The following is an 18,033-nucleotide window of genomic DNA, read 5'->3' as shown; positions in this document are numbered from 1 at the left end:
TCGAGTTCGATGTCGGCCTGATCGCCGAACGAGTCGACGGTGTGATCGGCCGACTCGTAGCCGTCGGCCTCGGCGGTCACCGTGTAGCTCCCGTCGAGGTCGTCGACGGAGAACTCGTAACTGCCGCCCGTCGCTGTCGCCACGGACTCGCCGTTCCCGTCGACGAGTTCGATCGAGGCGTCGACCTCCCCGTCGCCGTCGGTCGAGAGCGGCTCGCCGGTCTCCGCGTCGACGACCGCTCCGTTCACGGTCGCGCTGGCCGGGGCGACCTCGACCCCGTCGGTTCCGTTCGGATCCTCACGAAAGACTACTGATTCCGGACCGATCCGGAGGTGATACGGGGTCGATCCGTAGCGACCGTAGCTCCGGATCGCCTCACAGACGTCCGCGAGAAGATCGGCACGCGTCGCGAGGTCGCAATCGAGCGCGGCCTCGACGCTCCCGCCGGTCGCGAGCGTCTCGAGTTCGCCGGGAACGTACTCAACGGCGACCCACGGCTCGGGGTCGGTTCCCCAGTCGAGAAGCGTTCGGGCGGTTTCGCGACCCGAGATGTTTCCCCATTGCGTCGCGAGCGAGTCGAACCTGTCGTACTCGTCCTCTGGGGCCGTCCCACAAAGTGATCTGACGGCGACCGCGTCGCCGTCGGCGGTTCGCCCGTCGAACGTCTCCCAGTGTGTTTCCGTCCCGGCTCGTTCACCGACGGTTATCCTCAGATCGGTTCCAGAGAGCGTCCGGTCGGGGCGCATAACTACGACTCGGACGGATCTAGATCGAAGTCTTTCTCTTGGGTCTCCCCACTGAGGTCGATGGTCTCTGCTTTCGTCTCGTATCCTTCGGCATTCACTTCGACACGATAGTCGCTACCCGGGGGGAGTCCAGTTATTTCGTAGTTTCCGAACGAGCCGGTTGTCACCGTCCGCACGTCGCCAGCTACGACCGTCACCTCGACCGTTGCATCCGAGACGACGGTTCCGTTCGAGGTGACTTCCCCCGAGAGCGTCACTCCCGTTGACTCGAGTTCGATGTCGGCCTGATCGCCGAACGAGTCGACGGTGTGATCGGCCGACTCGTAGCCGTCGGCCTCGGCGGTCACCGTGTAGCTCCCGTCGAGGTCGTCGACGGAGAACTCGTAACTGCCGCCCGTCGCTGTCGCCACGGACTCGCCGTTCCCGTCGACGAGTTCGATCGAGGCGTCGACCTCCCCGTCGCCGTCGGTCGAGAGCGGCTCGCCGGTCTCCGCGTCGACGACCGCTCCGTTCACGGTCGCGCTGGCCGGGGCGACCTCGACCCCGTCGGTTCCGTTCTCGTCGACCTCGATCTCCTGGGCACCGTACTCGAAGGCGTCCGTCGACTCGGCGGAGATCTCGTAGGTTCCGGTCGAGACGTTCTCGAAGGCGAAGCTCCCGCCGTCTGTCGTCGTGTTCATCCCGCCGTCGCTCTCGGTCGCGTTGTCGTCAGCGACCCGTTCGATGGTCACCTCCACCCCCGAACCGATCGGCTCGCCGTCGGCGTCGACCACGGTCCCGTTGATCGACGCGGCCGCGGCGCCGCCGTCGTCGCCGCCACTGCCGCCGATCACCCCGAACGCGGAGGCGCCGAAGAAGCCCGCGATCAACACGAGCAGTACGAGCGCGCCGATGGCGACGTACTTGCCGATCTCCGCCATGTCGAACCGGCTCGAGGAGCCCGAACTCGCGAGTCGGTCGGCCGTCGACCCGCCGGTGTCCGGCGCGCTCAACGCCGGGACACGCTGGCTGACCCGCCTCCGGATCTCGGAACTCGAGAGGCCGTGCTCCCGCGAGAGCGTCTGGACCGACTCGTTGATCGAGGCGATCTCCGCGTCGATGAGCCGGCTCCGGATCGACTCCTTCGTCGACTCCCACCGGTCTTCGGTGTCGCCGACCGGAACGATACCGCTCGACCCGTTCGGGGCGACGACCAGGTCGAACTCCGACAGGGCGTTCGACTCCGGCGAGTCGGCGACGGCGGCGCGGTTGTACGTGCCCATGAACTCGTTGACGAGCCCGAGCGCGCTCTCGGCGTCGCGCACGCCGACGGTCCCGCCCTGCCGCGACCCGATCAGCTCCTCGAGTATCGCGCGGTCCTGGTCGCTTCCCGGGAGCGACGTTTGACCGGCGTCGAGCGCCCGGAAGACGCTCATGTCGTCGGCGGAGTCGTCTATCGTGTACCCCCACTCGTCTTCGATCCGGTCGCGAAGCGCGTCCATGAACTCCCGCATCGAGCCGTTCCGCGTCGAGTACACCGCGTAGAACTGTTCGGCGCGGGCGTTCCGGGTCTCCCGCGCCCGGAAGAACATCGTGAACTTGCGCTCACGCCCCGCCTCGATCGCGAGTCTCACGCCGGCGGGACCCAGGTCCTTCTTCACCCGTTCGTTCGATCGGCTACCGCCGCCCGTCGGCGAGTGTTCGTTTCCTCTCGTGTCGTATACGCGTAGTGATGGCATCCGTGTTCACCCCATCTTTTCGAGGAGTTCGTCGAACCCGACGGTCATCACGTTCCCGTTGCGGTCGCGCATCGGGACGCGTTCCCCGTTCTCGTCGGTCGTCGTCTGGTAGTACACCGGGTGGATGTCCGACCCGGAGGTGTCCTGTACGAGCGTCCGAACCGTCTGGTTGTTCTCGATCAGCGTCTCGCTCACGAACTCCCGGAACTCGTCGAAGTACTGGTGGGCCTCGAGCGCCTGCTTGTCGCGGAACTCCTCGGCGAGGATGTCACACTTCGTCGCGACGAGCAGTACGTCCTTGTTCGAGGCGACGTCCAGGATGTCGAAGTACGGCTCTATCTCCAGCGGCTCGTTGTTGTGGTACCGCTCGACGTCGATGATCAGGATCAGCGTGTTGGCATCTCGGACCCGCTGGGCGAGGAGCCGGAGCGTCGAGTTGTCGATCTCGTCGTCCGGGCTCATCAGCGCGTTCGGGAGCCGTTCGAGGTACTCGCCCGCGTAGTCGAGGCTCGACAGCTCGATGTTCTTCGGGAACACCCGGCCGTCGACGTAGTTGAAGTTCAGGTCCTCGACGTCGGTCTGACCGGTCGCGTCGAGCTTCCAGCCGGTGTCCTTCGACGCCGCGTCGAGCGAGCCGACCAGCTCCATGAGGTCGCTGCTCGGGTTCAACGGCGTGTCGGCCTCACGGCCCACGGCCTCGTCGAGGGCGGCCAGGTACTTGCCGACGAGGAAGAGCGACTTCCCCGACCCCTGCGGGCCCAACACGAAGAAGTTCTCGGAGGCGTCGTACGTCACGAACCGGCGCAGCGTGACCACGAACACCGCCGCCATGAGCGTGTTCACGCCGATCCCGGACCACTCGACGCTCACGTCCGGCGCCGGCGGCACGACCCGAACCGTGTCGGCAGTGACCTGGAGGACCTGCGGCAGGTTGAGGTGGAACTCGATCAGCCCGCCGACGACGATCGCGCTGATCAGGTAGAACAGGAGCGTCGCGGAGCGCCTGAACTCGAGGGCCGACGCCGTCCGGACCTCCAGGAGCTTGGGACCGCCGCCGACGAGTCCGCCGCCGACGAACCCGGCGAGGACCCACACGACGTTCGCCGCGAAGTCGATGTTCGGGATGAACAGGCCGATCGACAGCAGGCCGACGAGCGCGGAGACGGTTCCCAGCCACAGCAGGATCCCCTGGACCCGTTTCTTCGGATCGAGGGTCACGAGGACCAACAACCCGAGATAGAGCCCGAACATTAGCGCGGAGAACTGTTCGAGGGTAACGCCCAAAAGCGGGTTCAACGCGAGGATCGCCGGCCTGACGATGTCCGACGCCTGCCACGCCTCCCCGAGCGAGAGGAAGAGCGGTCCGGCGACGATCACCATCACGGCGAAGTAGACGACGAGAAAGACCTTCTCGCCGTTTTCCTCGAGGAACTCACCGATCGTCGTCATCTATCGATCACTCCCCCCCGTCGAGGGTCTCGGAGGGCGCGTCCGCCTGCTCCGTGCCGTCCGCGTGTTCCTCCCCACCGGTGAACGAGACGTGCTCGATGTGTTCCACCAGGAGGTCGTCTTTGATCTCGCCCTCGTCGCGGAGGAAGAACTGGGTGTCGTTGGGGTTCTCGAGGTTCAACACCTCGTCCCGACGGACGTAGTACCCCTCGTCGAGGCCGTACGTGTGGTGAACCAGGATGTCGGTGTCGTCGGACGCCTCCTTGGCCCGGTAGCCGGTCTGGTAGCCGTCGGCTTCGACCTCCGCGCGGAGGTTGTCCAGGAAGATCCCGTCGATGAAGATCCCGAGTCCGATGTCCCAGCTCCCGCCGGCCTCGACCGGGAACGACGCGAAGTTCTCGCTTCCGGCACCTAGGTTGTAGGCGCCCTGGAAGACGGGTTTGAGGTCGGCCACGTCGCCGATCTGGTTTATCGCCCGGCTCATCACCCCGACGACGACGTTCATCTCGTTGTACCGGGAGCGGTCGCCGCTGATCCGGCGTTTCCGGATCCCGGTGTATTTGGGGTTGTGCGCGTTCTTCGCGAGCTCCTCTAAGGAGCCGCGGAGCCGCTGTTTCTCGGTCTCGTCGTCGAACAGCTTGCTCTCGGCGATGTCGGCGTCGTCGCGGAGCTGGAGGATGTCGTGGGGTTTGACCGTCTTGACGTAGTGGTACTCCTCGTCCTCTGTCGAGACGGACGTCTCCCGGCTCTCGTTGTAGTTCTCTCGGAGATCGCGGTATCGGCTCTGTGAGTTCATGAACGCGTCACGCGGGCCGTTGAGCTCCTCGAAGAGGCTGACCGTCCCGTCGTACAGATCGGCTTTGTGCTCCGCGTCCTCGAGTTCGGATTCGAGCTCGTCGCGGCGGCGCTCGATGTCGTCGGTCTCGATGACCTCGTCTTTGATCAGCTCCTCGAACTCGCGGGCGAGTTCGGAGAAGCTCGTGCCGGAGTCGAGCAGGCGTTCGATCTCCTCGAGCGCCCGCGGGCTGTCGGTCTCGAGCTCGGCGCGGGTCTCCGTGACGATGTCGCGGCGGCGCGCATCGAGCTCCTCCTCTATCGTCCGCAGGAGGCTGTCGACGGTGAACTCGAGTTCGATCGACAACGAGTCCCCGGCACGGGAGATCGTGAACACCTCGTTGTCGTCGAGCTGGTTGCGCTTCATCCGGTAGTTCTTCTGCGCCTGCTTGCGCTCCTCCTCGCCGGAGGTGTCCCACGGGAGGATGGACTCGAGGGTTCCCTCCTCCTGGTTCATCTGGAGGAACGCCTCTTTCGCGTCCGCCAGATCGGCTATCGAGGCGTTTATCTCTCGTTCGGTGTCGGAGACGTTGATCCCGACGCGGTCGAACTCCTCGGAGAGTTCGTTGAGCGTGCTCCGGACTCCCCCGTCGCTCACCGCCTCGAGCTGGTCTTCGGTCTCCGCGTTCTTCACCTCGCGGGCGTACGTCTCGAGCGCCATCTCGAGTTCGTCGCCCAGCCGCTCGGCGTCGATCGACCGGCAGTCCTCGTACTCCTCGTAGATCGGCTGGACCGACCGCTCCCACTCGTCGACGCGGCGGTCGACCTCGTCCTGTTGGGAGCGCCGGCGTTCTTCGAGCTCCTCGTCCGCGTCCTCGAGGTCGGCCTGAAGCCGGTCTCTGCGCTCCGTGGCCTCCTCGAGTTTGGCCTCGAGCTGGTTGAGCCGGACGCCGGCGTTTATCCCCTCGTCCTCCAGGGCGAGGAGGTAGCTGATCGTGCTCTCGACGCGGTTGTCGTCGACGGCGCGAAGCCGCACGAGCAGGTCCTTCCGGTGGGCGAGCCGGTTCAGTTCCTCGCGGATCACGTCGCCGAGCTGTTTGTCGATGCTGTCGACGAACTGTTCGCCGTCGGTGTTCACCTCGGCGGTCCCGGCACGGATCGAGCCGCCGATCACCTCGATGAGCTCGACGATGTCGTCCGTCTCCAGCTCCGCTTCGGAGACGATCTCTCGGTAGATCGAGACCGACTCGTAGTCGAGTTCGGTGAAGAGGTCGAGCTCGAGCAACGACCGCACGTTGTTGAGCCGCGTCTCGAGGTCCGTCCGGTCGGAGTCGTGGAGCTCGCCGTTCATCCCGTCCGGGCTCCACTCGCGCGAGAGGAACCGGTCGATGCCGGCGTAGATGTCCGCCTCCGACTCGAGGGCGTCCTGTTTGGCGTTCAGGATGTCCTTCGTGACGGTTTTCGCGTCCTGGATCGCGTCGACGTTGTACCGGAGGACCTGCGGGATCCCGATGATGAACGGGGCGTAGGAGGGCGTGTCCGCGAACGGGTCCTCCATGTCCATCATGTTGTAGTACGTCGCGATGAGGTAGATCGCCGCCCGGTCGAACTCCAAGAGCGCGTCGGAGCTCTGGAGGATGTTCGCCTTCTTCCCGCCGAACCCGGTCGGGTCGATCGGGATGAGGATCCGGTCTTTGAACAGGTCCTCGTCCTGGAGGCTGAGGTACTCGAGTTCGGAGAGCGCGGCGTGCGCGTTCGCGTTCTCCGCGTCCCCCTCGTCGTCGTTCGGTAACACGCCGAACAGCGTGATCTCCGCGGTCCGCTGTGTGCGCTTGAGGTGTCTGACGAGGTCGATGAAGATTCCCGAGCCGGAGCCGCCGCCCAGGCCGGCGATGACCGCGACCTTCCCCCTGCCGGGGAGGTCGATGGCCGTCCGGACGTCGTCGTCCTCGGCGTACGCCTTGTAGTAGAGCCCCTTGCCCAGCCCGCGCTTCCGGACGACGCCGGTGGCGAAATCGAGGTTCTCGTTGATGAACTCCGGTTGGAGCCACCAGTTCTCCTCCTCCATGCCGACCCCCGAGGCGATCCGCGGTACCGCCTCCTCGCCGATGAGGTCGTTCTGGTCGTGGAGCTGGATGTTCCGGGTGAGCGGGAGATACTCGATCGTGATCTCCCCCGGTCGGCCGGTGTGTTCCGAACGGAGCCGGTCTTTCGTCTCCTGGATCTGTTGTTCGATCTCCTTGATCCGTTCGAGGTCGCGGTTCTCCTCCTCCTCCGCCGTGTCGATCACGGTCACGGTCAACGTCTCGGGGTTCGGGCGGGGTCGCAAGACTGCCTCCTGGACCCAATCGGCCTTCAGAAGCTCGTACGTAATGGCCTTCCCAGCACCCCCGATCGCAAATATCCTGCTTGGGAGATTCATGCTGACATCCAACGATCATTACAACTATCTATAAATTATTCGATGGCCGGATACCATATTGACACGATTCGGAAACGAACGCCCACGGTCACGTTTTTTCTATGTGATAGGTTTGGCTCGTTCGTTTCCCACAGTATCCTGCGCAGTATCCTGCGCAGTATCCTATCATGTATCCGACTCGTTCGCGTCCCCCAGTTACAAACGGTCCCGCGTGGTACGGGTGGGCATGTTGCCGATCGCGGACCGCTTCGACTCTCAGCACCACGGCTGTGACGTGTTGTACGGGCGCGGGCGGGTCGCCGACCTCGGGGGGTACCTCGCCGATCGGGGGATCGACGGCGCGCTCGTCGTCTGCGGGGCGAACGTCGGCGCGAACGACGCCCTGATGGACCCGATCCGGGCGGGGCTCGGCGACCGGCACGCGGGGACCTTCGACGGGACGACCCCCGAGAAGCGGGCCGAGGACGCCTTCGACCTGCTCGAGACGGCGTCGACGGCGGACGCCGACGCCCTCGTCGCCGTCGGCGGCGGGAGCAGCCTCGACACGGCGAGACAGGCGTCCGTCCTCGCAACCGACGATCGCGACCTCACAGCCCTCGAGGCGGAGGCGCGGGAGGGGGCGATCGCCCCCCCGACCGCTGAGCCGGCGTTTCCCGTGGTCGTGGTCCCGACCACGTTCGCGGGGGCAGACCTCTCCGCGGGCGGGTCGCTCGAGGTGCTCCCCGCCGAGGCGTCGCCGACGGGCCACCCGCTCACCGTGAGCGGTTCCGCGATGCCGGTCGCCGACCTGCTCGACCCGAACCTGTTCGAGACGACGCCGCGGTCCGTCCTCGCCGGGTCGGCGATGAACGGCTTCGATAAGGGGATCGAGACGGTGTACGCCCGCGACGCCTCCCCCGTCAGCGACGCGACCGCCGTCCACGGGACCCGGCTCCTCTCCCGGTCGCTCCCGGTCGTCGCGGGCGACCGCGCCGGCGACGAGGCCGCCGCGATGGACCGGGCGGTCGCGGGGACGCTACTGGTCCAGATCGACCGGAAGATCAGCGTCGTCCACGCGTTCGGTCACGGCTTCGCCCGCCGGTACGACGTCCAGCAGGGCGCGATCCACGCGGTCGTCGTCCCGCACGTCCTCGCGTACCTCTTCGAGGAGGTCGACGCCGGACGCCGGGCGCTCGCCGTCGGGTTCGGGATCGACGCCGAGGGCCGCGACGACGACGCGGTCGCCGAGGCGGTCGTCGACGCGGTGGCGGACGTCCGCGACGCGCTTCCCGTTCCGAACCGCCTCCGCGACGTCGGGGCCGTCCGCGAGGAGGACCTCCCCGCCATCGCCGAGTTCATCGCCGAGGACCCGCCGATGGAGCGTGCGCCCCCCGGGATCGACGCCTCACCGGAGCGGATCGAGGGCGTGCTCCGCGGGGCGTGGTGAGGGCGGTTCGCCGACCGCGACGTGCCGGATCGATCGGGGTCAGTCGTCCACAGCGGTCGGGTCAGTCGTCCACGGCGGTGGCGTCGGGGCGGTACGCCAGGCTTATGGCCTTCCACTTGCCCGAGCGGAACCGCCAGTAGTTGATCGTCGCGGGGATCGTCGTCTCGGCGAGGAACGCCAGGTAGAGCCCCCACAGGCCGAGTTGGGTGGTCGCGCCGACGTACGCCAGCGGGAGCGACACCAGGAACATCCCGACGAACTGGCTGGCGAACGGCACCTTCGTGTCGCCGGCGGCGTCGAGCGGCCCCGCCGCCCCGCCGGAGATCCCCTGGAAGACCACCGCGAGACACGCGGCGTACACCAGGTTGACCGCGATGGGCACCTCCGGGCTGTCCGCGCTGTCGGCGAAGAGCAGGACGATGTCGCCAGCGAACGTCGCGATGAGCGCCGCGCTCACGAGGTACGCCCCAACGGAGAAGCGGATGATGTCGCGGGCGTACGCCTCCGCCTCGGCGGGGTCGTCGCCGCCGAGTTCCTGCCCGACGAGGCTGGAGGAGGCGAGCCCGAAGCCCCACCCGGGCGTGTTCATGATCCCCCAGATCCGGCGGGCGATCACGAACGCCGCCACCGTGTTCTCGCCGAAGATGTCGAGCACGAAGAGCATGGGGAACTCCGCCGAGGTCCACACGAGGTTCCGAGCCCCGACGGGGAGGCCGATCTCGACGAGGTCGCGGAGCATGTCCGGGTTGAGGTACGACCCGAACGGGTCGATCGCGACGGGGAACGCGCCGAGGAGCGGGAGCCGTCCCCGCGCGATCCCGACAGCGAACGCCGCGGTGACGACGACGTTCGAGAGGACGGTCCCGAGCGCGGCACCCTCGACGCCCCAGCCGAGCCCGAAGATGAACCCCGCGTTCAACACGACGTTCACGATCGCCCCGCCGGCACGGAGCTGCATCGCGGTGTACGAGTCGTCACAGCCCACGAGCGCCCGCCCCCCGACCAGGTTCAAGCCCGCGAACGGCACGCCGATCCCGACGATCCGCAGGTAGTCAGAGCCGTACGCGATCGCCGTCTCGTTACTGCTGATGAGCGAGATGAGTTCGGTCGGATACGTCCAGAAGACGAGCGTGACGGGAACGCTTATCACCACCACGAGCAGGGTGCTGGCGCGGATCGCGTCCCCGAGCTCCCGGAACGCCTCGGCCCCGTAGCGCTGGGAGACCAGCGCGATCGTCCCGCCGGCGACGCCGCCGCCGATGGCGAACGCGATCCCCCAGAAGGGGCCGGCGAAGCCGACGCCGGCGACCGCGCTGGTGCCCAAAGCGGCGCCGACCATCGCCACGTCGACCGCGTTCTTCGACATCCGGGCGATCCCCGTGACGATCCGCGGCCACGCCAGGTCGGTGGTCCGGACCACGCGGTGGCGATCGATCAGCCCGAGACGCGCGAGCGCGAAGCCGATGTAGAGGATGACGAGCCGGAACGGGTTCGGGAGGGAGGACACTGAGTACGGCCCCTTTTCCTGCGGTCGCTATAGGCGTTTCCTCACGCGGCGGGCGTTTCCGGATCGTCGCCGTCGATTCCAGCGGATCAGGTCCCGGAGACGAGGTAGACGGAAACGACCGCGAAGGCGATCCCGAGCGCCTTGCGCGCGGAGAACGACTCGCCGAGGAGGACGACCCCGATCAGCGAGGAGAACACGAGGAACATGGCGAAGATCGGCGTCACGACGCTGACGGGGCCGAGCGAGAGCGCACGATACAGCGCGAGGATGCCGACGCCCAGGAAGAGCCCGGCTCCGAGCACGTGGAGGAGTTTGGGTGAGCCGAGGTGGGAGGTGAAGCCCTGGCCGGTGTACCACACCACGCCGACCGCCATCGAAACCAACAGGACGTTCGAGACGATGACGGCGACGTCGCTGGGGATCGCGTCGGGGCCGGTGGTCGCGACCCGCATGAGCGGCGAGACGAACGTGTACGCCCCCATCGCGAGGAGCGCGTAGGGGAGATAGGTGGCGTCCATACGCCCCCCGTGGAAGCCGATCGGCAAGTCGCTACCGACTCCGGCCGGGCTCGTGGGTGTGTCCCGCGAGCAGTACGACGGCGTTGGCGACGAGGAGCGCGAACACCACCGCGCCGAACGCGGGGATCCGGTCACGGAAGACCGCGAGCCCGACGTAGACGGCGGGGAACGCGATCGCCGTCCAGAACGCGAACTGCTCCACGACCGCCGAGACGCCGGCGGAACCGGAGCGGACGACCGTCCGAACGCGTGTGGGTCCCGTGTCGTGGCTCATCCCGTGTTCGGATCACGCGGGAGGACGTCAAATACGAACCGAAGGCACAAACGGCGGTTTTCGTTACCGCTCCCGGACCGGGAGGGCGATCCTCGATCGACTCCGGCGAGCGAGTCCCGCGAGTTCCCGGTTCAGTACGCTTTTGGACCGAGCGGCCGAACCGCCGGGTATGGAGTCCACGTTCGACCACGTGATGATCCGCGTCGAGGACTTAGACGAGAGCCTCGACTGGTACGAGACGCACCTGAACTACGAGGAGAAGGGTCGCTGGGAGGCGGACACGTTCACGAACGTGTTCCTCGGCCCCGAGGACGTCCACGAGTCCGGCGCGCTCCTCGAGCTCACCTACAACCACGACGGCCGCGCCTACGAGCTGGGCGACGCGTGGGGCCACATCGCGGTGCGCGTGCCCGAGGACGCGCTCCAGGAGTCGTACGACGAGCTGATGGAGGACGGCGTCGAGGACTACCGCGACCCCGAGTCCTGCGGGAACCGCTACGCGTTCGTGAAGGACCCGGACGGCCACGAGATCGAGATCGTCAAGCGCGACTACGGCGCGAAGTGGAGCCTCGACCACACGATGATCCGCGTCGAGGACGCCGACGAGGCGCTCGGCTACTGGACGCGCAAGTTCGAGTACGGCGAGGCCCGCGACCGATGGGAGGCCGACACGTTCGCGAACTACTTCGTCGCGCCCGAGGACGCCCCGGAGGAGGCGATGAAGCTCGAGCTCACCTACAACTACGACGGTCGCTCCTACGAGCTGGGCGACGCGTGGGGCCACCTCGCGATCGAGGTCGACGACCTCGACGACGCGTGGGAGCGGCTGATGGAACGCGAGGCGCCCGACTACCGCGACCCCGAGTCGTGTGACCACCGCTACGCGTTCACGAAGGACCAGGACGGCCACGAGGTCGAACTGGTCACCGAGGACTGAAAACGCCCGAAAACGCCCGAAAACGCCCGAAAACGATCCGAGCCGGCGGATCAACCTTCGAACGCCGACGCTTTTTCGACGCGCCGACGTCTACGTCCCGACCGGTCGGAAGGTGACGATCCGCCCGCCGTCGGTCTCGCGTTCCCCGACGCCGACCTCGACCGTGGTTCCGACAGCGACCGCGTCACCGCCCGCGCCCTCGTCGCCGTCGTCGACGCCGTCGACGCCGCGGACGATCCCCGTCAGCCGGACCGGGCCGAACCGGGCGACCGCCGTGGTGTACGGCGCGTCGTCGGCGAACCGCGGCGAGGGGACGTGGACGACGGTGAACGTCTCGATCTCCCCCCGATCCGGGAGCGGCTCCTCCGCGAGCGAGGACGACCCGCACTCCGGGCACACGCGACGCGGCGGGAGCGAGCCGTGGCCCTCCGGGCAGACGAGCGCGTAGCCCGTCCCGTCCGCGAGCGCGTCGATCCACTCGTCGTAGCCGGCGTTCGCGGTCGGCGCGGCGCCGTCGGCCGTCGCCTCGTCGCTCATTCCGCCACCTCCAGGACGTGGACGACGGCGCTCGCGACCGTCCCGCCCGCGTTGTGGGCGACGCCGACCTCGGCGTCGGGGACGTGCTCGCTGTTCGGGTGGTCGCCCCGCAACAGCCGCGTCAGCTCCGCGATCTGTGAGCCGCCGGTCGCGCCGACCGGGTGCCCCTTCGCCTTCAGTCCCCCGGAGAGGTTGACCGGGCGGTCACCGTCGGCGGTCGTGAGCCCGTCGCGGGCGGCCGTGATCCCCTCGCCCGGCTCGGCGAACCCGAGCGACTCGATCGCGAGCACCTCCGCGATCGTGAAACAGTCGTGGACCTCCGCGAGGTCGACGTCCGCCGGGCCGATCCCCGCGTCGTCGTAGGCGGCGGTCGCCGCGGCGTCGGCTGCGGGCGTCGCCGCGAGCTCCGCCCGGTCCGCGAGCGCCAGCCGGTCCGTCCCCTGACCCGTTCCCGTCACGGCGACGGGGGCGTCGAGGTCCGCCTCGGCCGCGTACTCCTCGGAGACGAGCACGAGCGCGCTCGCGCCGTCGGTGATCGGGCAGGCGTCGTAGAGGTGAAGCGGCTCCGCGATCGGCGGAGCGGAGAGCGCCTCCTCGATCGAGACCTCCTTTCGGAACTGGGCGTACTCGTTCGGGAGGGCGTTCTCGTGGTTCTTCGAGGCGACGTGCGCGAGGTCCTCTCTCTCCCCGCCGTGGGCCTCGAAGTAGGCGGTCGCCATCAGCGCGTACGCGCCGGGGAACGTGACCCCCGCCCGCACCTCGAAGAGGTCGTCCGCGGCGATCGCCAACCCCTCCGTCGCCCCCGCGGTGTCGAGGTTCGTCATCCGCTCCATCCCGCCGGCGACGACGACGTCCGCGTCGCCCGCCGACACCGTGCGGACCGCCTCCCGGACTGCCACGCCCGCGGACGCACACGCCGACTCGTAGCGGGTGGCCGGACAGCGGACGCCCGCAGCTTCCGCCATCAGCGGGGCCTGGTGGCCCTGATGCTCCGCGAGCGCGCCCATGAAGTTCCCGTAGTTCAGCTCCTCGACGGCGTCCCGGTCGACGCCGGCGTCCGCGAACGCGCGGTCGGCAGCCTCCGCGAACAGGTCCCGACCCGTTCGCTCGGGGTGGCTCCCGAACCGCGTGAGTCCGACGCCGGCGACGCGTACCCCAGTCATACACGATCGATGGTTTCGGACCGTGTTTAGCTCTGCCGGAACGGCGGAGCCCGTCCGTGACGGGGACACGGATCGGGTGGAAAAACCGGGGCTGGAACGCCGGACCGAGAGAACGCGAGGAGGGGATCGACGGCCTAGCCGATGTACCGCAGGTCGTCGTCGGGGACGGCCGGGCCGTCCCGCATCTCGCGGATCTTCCCGACGACCTCCTCCATCTCCTCGGCGCGGTCCTCGAGGGAGTCGTAGCCGAGCTCGAAGCCGAGCAGCTCCTCGAGCACCTCCAGGACCGCGCGCGCGCTCTTCGGGTCGACGAGGTAGCCGCTCGTCTCGCCCATCAGGCAGGCAGCCTCGAGCCCGCGTCTGCCGCCGAGCCCGAGCACGAGCCCCGAGACGCCGACGATCCCGCCGGCGGGCTCGTCCGGCCGGAACTCGACGCCCGCTTCACGGAGGCCGTCCGCGATGGCGGCCTCGGAGACCGCGCCGAGCACCGTGTACTCCTCGACGAGTTCGCCCGTGGGCACGCCCCCGAGCGCGAACGCGCGCTCCGCGCCGAACGACTCGGCGACGTCGAGGAACGTCGACGTGAGCGTGTAGTGGCCCGCGTTCGACCCCGCCTGGTGGTCGCCGGTCAACACGAGCAGGTCGGCCCCGTCGGTCTCGACCGCGTGAAACTCCGCGCAGGTGAGCTCCGCGACTCCGTCCTCGCCGTCGACGCTCACCTGCGGCGGGAACTCCGTGGCGTACACCCGCCGGACGAGCTCGCCGTCGAACTCCTCGAGGAGGTGTTCGGCTGCGAGCTTCCCCACGTGGCCGACGCCCGGGAGCCCCTCGATCAGCACCGGCTCGTCGAGCTCCGGCGTCGCCACCTCGTCGATCTCGATGTCGTCCATGTCGTGTCCGTGCGAGCGGCGGTCACAAGAGGGTGGCTATTCGGCTGGCACGGGTCGTCCGGGGACGGTCCGGATCGGGGCGATCCGTCTCAGGGACGGACCGGATCAGGGGCGATCCGTCTCAGGGACGGACCGGATCAGGGGCGATCCGTCTCAGGGGCGGTCCGGCCGCGCCCGCCGACGGTACTCCCCGTACCGGTCGGTGGGATCGAACGGGGCCGGCGCGCTGTTCTCTGCCGGCGCGTCACAGACCGGACAGCGGTCGCCGAGCGTGTACACCGGGCGGTCGTGGACGTTCTCCGGGTCGGAACAGACGTGAATGTCGGAGCGCACGGGTGGTAGAAACGAAGGGGAGGCGACGTCGGTTACTCGTCGTCCTCGTGTCGTTCGCGGTGGAACGAGCCGACGCCGCCGGCGGACTCGATCGCCTCGCGGGCGCGTTCCGCGGCGGCCTCGAGCTGAGCTTCGGCCGTCTTGTAGTCGGGCGCGCGCACCTTGATCCGGTACTCCGGCGAGCCGACGTAGCCCACCTCGAGCTCGACGCCGTCCGGGATCTGGCCGTTCCCCTCAGCGGCCTCCAGGGCGGCTTTCACGTCGTCGACGCCGTCGGCGGCGGTCGACTCGAGGTCGACGTAGCCCGTGACGTCGACGTACGGGACCGAGACGTTCTCCCGGGCTGTGTCGACGATCGCCGCCGCCGCGTCGTCGTCCACCTCGACGCCCTCGAGCGCCTCGAGCCCGCGGATCGCCGACGCCTCGAAGGCGTCGTACAGCGAGTCGTACTCGCGGAGGAGCGCGTTGGCGACCGCGGTGTAACGGTCGTCGTCGACGTCCTCGCCGAGCGCGATGAGCATCCAGTTGTCGGCTTTCCGCTCGTTCTTCCAGTCCTGTATCGTCTCCTTGCGCTGGTGTTCGTTGACGTCCTTGATCGAGAGATCGATCTGGTTGGAGGACCGATCGACCTCCAGGACCTTCGCGACAACCGTCTGTCCCTCGCGGACGTGGTCGCGGACGTTCTTGATCCAGCCGGAGGCGACCTCGCTTATGTGACACAGGCCGCGTTTTCCCTCGTACTGGTCGAGATCGACGAAGACGCCGAAGTCGGCTATCTCGTCGATCTCGCCGACGACGAGCTCGCCGGGTTCGGGCCAGCCGCTGTACTTCATATCAGGTGGCGAGGCGGTTACCGCGCCTCAACGGTTTCCACGACGTCGCCGTACAGGTCGGCCTCCCCGCCGGTCGGCGTCGCGAGCGTGGTGCCACAGACGGCACACGACACGACCGAGGACGCCTTGCCGAAGACGACTTGTTCGTTCTCACAGTCCGCACAGGCCACGCGGAGGAAGCTTCCCGCCATGGTCACTCCTGGAACGTGAGCCGGCCCGCGCGCCATCCCTCGCGCATGTGGGCCTTCCCGCAGTCGCTGCAGCGGTACTTCAGGTGCGTCTTCTTGGTGGGCTTGTCGCCACCGGGCACCTTCGAGTACCCGCCGGCGTTGCCGATCGTCGCGAGCGCGCGGCGTCGCTGTCGCGCGTCGCGTTTCATGCCGGTCGCCCGGCCCGACCGGACCTTCTCGACCTCGTGCTCCTGGTGGGAGTCACAGTGAGGGCAGTACGTATTGAAGCGGCGTGGCATTTCCATGGATATCTACCTTGGGAGGCGATTCGACGCCGACGCTTAAAACGGGTTTGGTCTGGCGTGGAGGTAGTGTTCAGATAAGCTGATTCCATGCGAAGGCGAACGATCTCAACCACTCGTCAGCAGTTTCTGCTTCGGCGTTGCTAAAACAGTTTGAGAAACAGACAGTTCTACGTTTTACCTCACGGAAGACACGTTCGACGCTATTCCGATTTCCATGTCGTTCGTATCTGAAATCGAGGCCATGTTTTTCACATGCTCGGTGAAGTGGAACCGCACCATCAACGAGAAAGATCGCGTCATCCACGTCGTGTTTTTCGCGGAGTTCCGCGAAAAACTGATCTGCGATCACGTTCGTTCTTGTTGGCTCAAGCTTTGTGTGGAGTAAATCGTTTGAGTCGGGATCGACGGCAGCGTACAGCCAATATTGTTCATCGTCAAGCTGAATCACCGTTTCATCAACCGCAACGTGATTCGGGCTCCGACCAGATTCCGGCTGTAGATCGGCCTTGTGAACCCAGTTGTGAACAGTGGATCGAACCCGATCAACACCAAATACCTCAAGAAACGAAACAGTATTCGAAAGCGATAATCCAGCAAGGTGGAGCTGAATACTGAGCTTCATCAACAACTTCGGTGTTGCTTCTCGCTCCACAAACTCTAAGTTGATCTCGTCTAAACAGCCGCTGAGGCGGGCGTTTTCGGGCATGAATCACTTTGAAAACGCACCGCCTCACCTTTCAATCCTTATCTGAACACCGTCGGCGTGGACCGCGGACGCGAGGGCCGTGCTGCCGGCGAACTCCGGCCCGGGTCCGTCCCTACAGCGAGCCCGGATGCGTCCCTACGGCGGGCCCGGATGCGTCCCTACGGCGGGCCCGGATGCGTCCCTACAGCGTGTAGTCGTGCTCGCCCGTCTCCGACTCGAGGAACGCCGTCAGGAGGTCTGTCGTCGCCGCGACGTCGCCGAGGTCCGCCGTCTCTGTCACGGTGTGGAGGTACCGCGTGGGGATCGAGATCGCGCCGACCGGCTTCGCGCCGCCGGGCGTCTGGAAGCCGGCGGTGTCGGTGCCGCCCGCCGGCAACACCTCGTGTTGGTGGTCGATGTCGTTCGACTCGGCGACCGCCGTCAGCCGCCGGTGAACCTTCGGGCTCGTGATCACGGAGGAGTCCTTGAGCTTGATCGCCGCGCCGTCGCCGAGCCGCGTCACCGCGTCCGCCGCCTCGCCGATCTGCGGGACGTCGTTGGCGACGGTGACGTCGAGCGCGATCGCGAGGTCCGGGTCGATATCGACGCCGAGCGCGTGCGCGCCGCGGAGCCCGACCTCCTCCTGGACCGTCGCAGCGAAGTGGACCGTCACGTCCGGGTCGTCGATCCGCCGTGCAGCCTCGAGCATCGTAAAGACGCAGACGCGGTCGTCGAGCGCCTTCCCGGTCACGCAGTCGCCCATCCGCGTCGTCGTCTGGTCGAGCGTGACGAGGTCGCCGACGCTCACCAGCTCGGTGACCGCGTCGGCGTCGCGGCCGAGGTCGATGAAGACGTCCGAGACATCGTCGTCGGCCTCCTTCTGCTCGTCGGTGAGCGTGTGCGGCGGGACGGAGCCGATGACGCCGGTGAGGTCCTCCTCGCCGTGGACGGTCACGCGCTGGGCCCGGAGCACGCGCGGGTCGAACCCGCCGAGCGCGTCGACCTGGACGAAGCCGTCGTCGTCGACGTGGCGGACCATGAAGCCGATCTCGTCCATGTGGGCCGCCACCGCGACCGAGTAGTCCGGGTCCGCGTCGCCCTCGATCGTCCCGACCACGTTCCCCATCGCGTCGGTGCGGACGCGATCGACGGCGTCGGCCAGTTCGCGGCGAACGATCTCCCGAACGCGGTCCTCGTACCCCGGAACCCCGCGGGCCTCGGTCAGTTCGTACAGCAGGTCCTCCTCGAGCGCGTCGTCGCCGTCGAACGGGTCGTCGGGCGCAGTGGGCATGTACGGAACCGACACGGCCACGGGCAAAATACCGTCGGGTGTCGTTCCGAGAACG

18 protein-coding genes are annotated in these 18,033 nt (G+C 67.4%); 2 read left to right on the top strand and 16 right to left on the bottom strand.

Features of this window, described 5'->3' with window-relative positions; genetic code table 11:
* From DQW50_RS03770 to DQW50_RS03755, 4 genes are all read right to left on the bottom strand, one after another.
* A partial coding sequence (locus DQW50_RS03770; protein WP_133258790.1) for a carboxypeptidase-like regulatory domain-containing protein occupies positions 1 to 746 on the bottom strand: 746 nt, incomplete at its 3' end.
* A 2-nt stretch (positions 747 to 748) separates the two neighbouring features.
* Positions 749 to 2,464 (bottom strand): collagen binding domain-containing protein, encoded by a 1,716-nt coding sequence (locus tag DQW50_RS03765; protein ID WP_112077977.1) that lies wholly within the window; start codon positions 2,462 to 2,464, stop codon positions 749 to 751.
* Between the two features lie 6 nt (positions 2,465 to 2,470).
* On the bottom strand, positions 2,471 to 3,913 hold the full coding sequence (locus tag DQW50_RS03760) for a hypothetical protein (protein ID WP_112077976.1): 1,443 nt from the start codon (positions 3,911 to 3,913) through the stop codon (positions 2,471 to 2,473).
* Positions 3,914 to 3,920: 7 nt separating this feature from the next.
* Positions 3,921 to 7,109: a tubulin-like doman-containing protein gene (locus tag DQW50_RS03755; protein ID WP_112077975.1), complete on the bottom strand. Its 3,189-nt coding sequence runs from the start codon at positions 7,107 to 7,109 to the stop codon at positions 3,921 to 3,923.
* Between the two features lie 226 nt (positions 7,110 to 7,335).
* Between DQW50_RS03755 and DQW50_RS03750 the strand changes: the two genes are divergently transcribed.
* Complete coding sequence (locus DQW50_RS03750; RefSeq protein ID WP_112077974.1) at positions 7,336 to 8,535, top strand: iron-containing alcohol dehydrogenase family protein; 1,200 nt, start codon at positions 7,336 to 7,338, stop codon at positions 8,533 to 8,535.
* Between the two features lie 61 nt (positions 8,536 to 8,596).
* On the opposite strand, the gene DQW50_RS03745 is transcribed toward DQW50_RS03750, so the two are convergent.
* The 3 genes from DQW50_RS03745 to DQW50_RS03735 all read right to left on the bottom strand — a co-directional run bounded on the left by DQW50_RS03745 (position 8,597) and on the right by DQW50_RS03735 (position 10,834).
* A complete protein-coding gene (locus DQW50_RS03745) occupies positions 8,597 to 10,042 on the bottom strand; it encodes an MATE family efflux transporter (RefSeq protein WP_112077973.1) in 1,446 nt (481 codons plus the stop codon).
* An 86-nt stretch (positions 10,043 to 10,128) separates the two neighbouring features.
* Positions 10,129 to 10,560, bottom strand: coding sequence for an EamA family transporter (locus tag DQW50_RS03740; protein ID WP_112077972.1), 432 nt, complete (start codon positions 10,558 to 10,560; stop codon positions 10,129 to 10,131).
* A 31-nt stretch (positions 10,561 to 10,591) separates the two neighbouring features.
* Complete coding sequence (locus DQW50_RS03735) at positions 10,592 to 10,834, bottom strand: hypothetical protein (protein WP_112077971.1); 243 nt, start codon at positions 10,832 to 10,834, stop codon at positions 10,592 to 10,594.
* A 169-nt stretch (positions 10,835 to 11,003) separates the two neighbouring features.
* Between DQW50_RS03735 and DQW50_RS03730 the strand changes: the two genes are divergently transcribed.
* Positions 11,004 to 11,771 (top strand): VOC family protein, encoded by a 768-nt coding sequence (locus DQW50_RS03730; protein ID WP_112077970.1) that lies wholly within the window; start codon positions 11,004 to 11,006, stop codon positions 11,769 to 11,771.
* Between the two features lie 90 nt (positions 11,772 to 11,861).
* On the opposite strand, the gene DQW50_RS03725 is transcribed toward DQW50_RS03730, so the two are convergent.
* The 9 genes from DQW50_RS03725 to DQW50_RS03685 all read right to left on the bottom strand — a co-directional run bounded on the left by DQW50_RS03725 (position 11,862) and on the right by DQW50_RS03685 (position 17,978).
* The gene (locus tag DQW50_RS03725) at positions 11,862 to 12,308 is read right to left on the bottom strand and encodes a Zn-ribbon domain-containing OB-fold protein (protein WP_112077969.1); all 447 of its coding nucleotides are present in this window, start codon (positions 12,306 to 12,308) and stop codon (positions 11,862 to 11,864) included.
* Complete coding sequence (locus DQW50_RS03720) at positions 12,305 to 13,471, bottom strand: thiolase domain-containing protein (RefSeq protein ID WP_112077968.1); 1,167 nt, start codon at positions 13,469 to 13,471, stop codon at positions 12,305 to 12,307. Before DQW50_RS03720 ends, DQW50_RS03725 begins: the two co-directional genes overlap by 4 nt.
* Before the next feature lie 134 nt (positions 13,472 to 13,605).
* On the bottom strand, positions 13,606 to 14,361 hold the full coding sequence (locus DQW50_RS03715; protein WP_112077967.1) for a proteasome assembly chaperone family protein: 756 nt from the start codon (positions 14,359 to 14,361) through the stop codon (positions 13,606 to 13,608).
* 153 nt (positions 14,362 to 14,514) lie between these two features.
* On the bottom strand, positions 14,515 to 14,694 hold the full coding sequence (locus tag DQW50_RS03710) for an RNA-protein complex protein Nop10 (RefSeq protein WP_112077966.1): 180 nt from the start codon (positions 14,692 to 14,694) through the stop codon (positions 14,515 to 14,517).
* A 32-nt stretch (positions 14,695 to 14,726) separates the two neighbouring features.
* Positions 14,727 to 15,527, bottom strand: a complete 801-nt coding sequence (locus DQW50_RS03705; protein ID WP_112077965.1) for a translation initiation factor IF-2 subunit alpha — start codon at positions 15,525 to 15,527, stop codon at positions 14,727 to 14,729.
* 17 nt (positions 15,528 to 15,544) lie between these two features.
* Complete coding sequence (locus DQW50_RS03700) at positions 15,545 to 15,718, bottom strand: 30S ribosomal protein S27e (protein WP_112077964.1); 174 nt, start codon at positions 15,716 to 15,718, stop codon at positions 15,545 to 15,547.
* Between the two features lie 2 nt (positions 15,719 to 15,720).
* On the bottom strand, positions 15,721 to 16,002 hold the full coding sequence (locus DQW50_RS03695; RefSeq protein ID WP_066414660.1) for a 50S ribosomal protein L44e: 282 nt from the start codon (positions 16,000 to 16,002) through the stop codon (positions 15,721 to 15,723).
* Between the two features lie 70 nt (positions 16,003 to 16,072).
* Positions 16,073 to 16,708 carry an IS6 family transposase gene (locus tag DQW50_RS03690; protein WP_112077963.1) on the bottom strand — a complete coding sequence of 212 codons (636 nt, stop codon included), beginning with the start codon at positions 16,706 to 16,708 and terminating at the stop codon, positions 16,073 to 16,075.
* Between the two features lie 181 nt (positions 16,709 to 16,889).
* On the bottom strand, positions 16,890 to 17,978 hold the full coding sequence (locus DQW50_RS03685; protein WP_112077962.1) for a M42 family metallopeptidase: 1,089 nt from the start codon (positions 17,976 to 17,978) through the stop codon (positions 16,890 to 16,892).
* Positions 17,979 to 18,033 lie beyond the last annotated feature (55 nt).

Source organism: Halorubrum sp. 48-1-W (assembly GCF_003287355.1).
GTDB lineage: Archaea > Halobacteriota > Halobacteria > Halobacteriales > Haloferacaceae > Halorubrum.
Note: the sequence above shows the minus strand (reverse complement) of the source record. Positions and strands in the feature narration are given on the sequence as shown.

Bases quoted from the DNA above. Each gene is read 5' to 3' on its own strand.
- DQW50_RS03750 (WP_112077974.1), top strand. From the start codon at position 7,336: ATGTTGCCGATCGCGGACCGCTTCGACTCTCAGCACCACGGCTGTGAC.
- DQW50_RS03765 (WP_112077977.1), bottom strand. From the start codon at position 2,464: ATGCCATCACTACGCGTATACGACACGAGAGGAAACGAACACTCGCCG.
- DQW50_RS03715 (WP_112077967.1), bottom strand. From the start codon at position 14,361: ATGGACGACATCGAGATCGACGAGGTGGCGACGCCGGAGCTCGACGAG.
- DQW50_RS03700 (WP_112077964.1), bottom strand. From the start codon at position 15,718: ATGGCGGGAAGCTTCCTCCGCGTGGCCTGTGCGGACTGTGAGAACGAA.
- DQW50_RS03690 (WP_112077963.1), bottom strand. From the start codon at position 16,708: ATGCCCGAAAACGCCCGCCTCAGCGGCTGTTTAGACGAGATCAACTTA.
- DQW50_RS03760 (WP_112077976.1), bottom strand. From the start codon at position 3,913: ATGACGACGATCGGTGAGTTCCTCGAGGAAAACGGCGAGAAGGTCTTT.
- DQW50_RS03735 (WP_112077971.1), bottom strand. From the start codon at position 10,834: ATGAGCCACGACACGGGACCCACACGCGTTCGGACGGTCGTCCGCTCC.
- DQW50_RS03695 (WP_066414660.1), bottom strand. From the start codon at position 16,002: ATGGAAATGCCACGCCGCTTCAATACGTACTGCCCTCACTGTGACTCC.
- DQW50_RS03705 (WP_112077965.1), bottom strand. From the start codon at position 15,527: ATGAAGTACAGCGGCTGGCCCGAACCCGGCGAGCTCGTCGTCGGCGAG.
- DQW50_RS03740 (WP_112077972.1), bottom strand. From the start codon at position 10,560: ATGGACGCCACCTATCTCCCCTACGCGCTCCTCGCGATGGGGGCGTAC.
- DQW50_RS03725 (WP_112077969.1), bottom strand. From the start codon at position 12,308: ATGAGCGACGAGGCGACGGCCGACGGCGCCGCGCCGACCGCGAACGCC.
- DQW50_RS03685 (WP_112077962.1), bottom strand. From the start codon at position 17,978: ATGCCCACTGCGCCCGACGACCCGTTCGACGGCGACGACGCGCTCGAG.
- DQW50_RS03720 (WP_112077968.1), bottom strand. From the start codon at position 13,471: ATGACTGGGGTACGCGTCGCCGGCGTCGGACTCACGCGGTTCGGGAGC.
- DQW50_RS03755 (WP_112077975.1), bottom strand. From the start codon at position 7,109: ATGAATCTCCCAAGCAGGATATTTGCGATCGGGGGTGCTGGGAAGGCC.
- DQW50_RS03730 (WP_112077970.1), top strand. From the start codon at position 11,004: ATGGAGTCCACGTTCGACCACGTGATGATCCGCGTCGAGGACTTAGAC.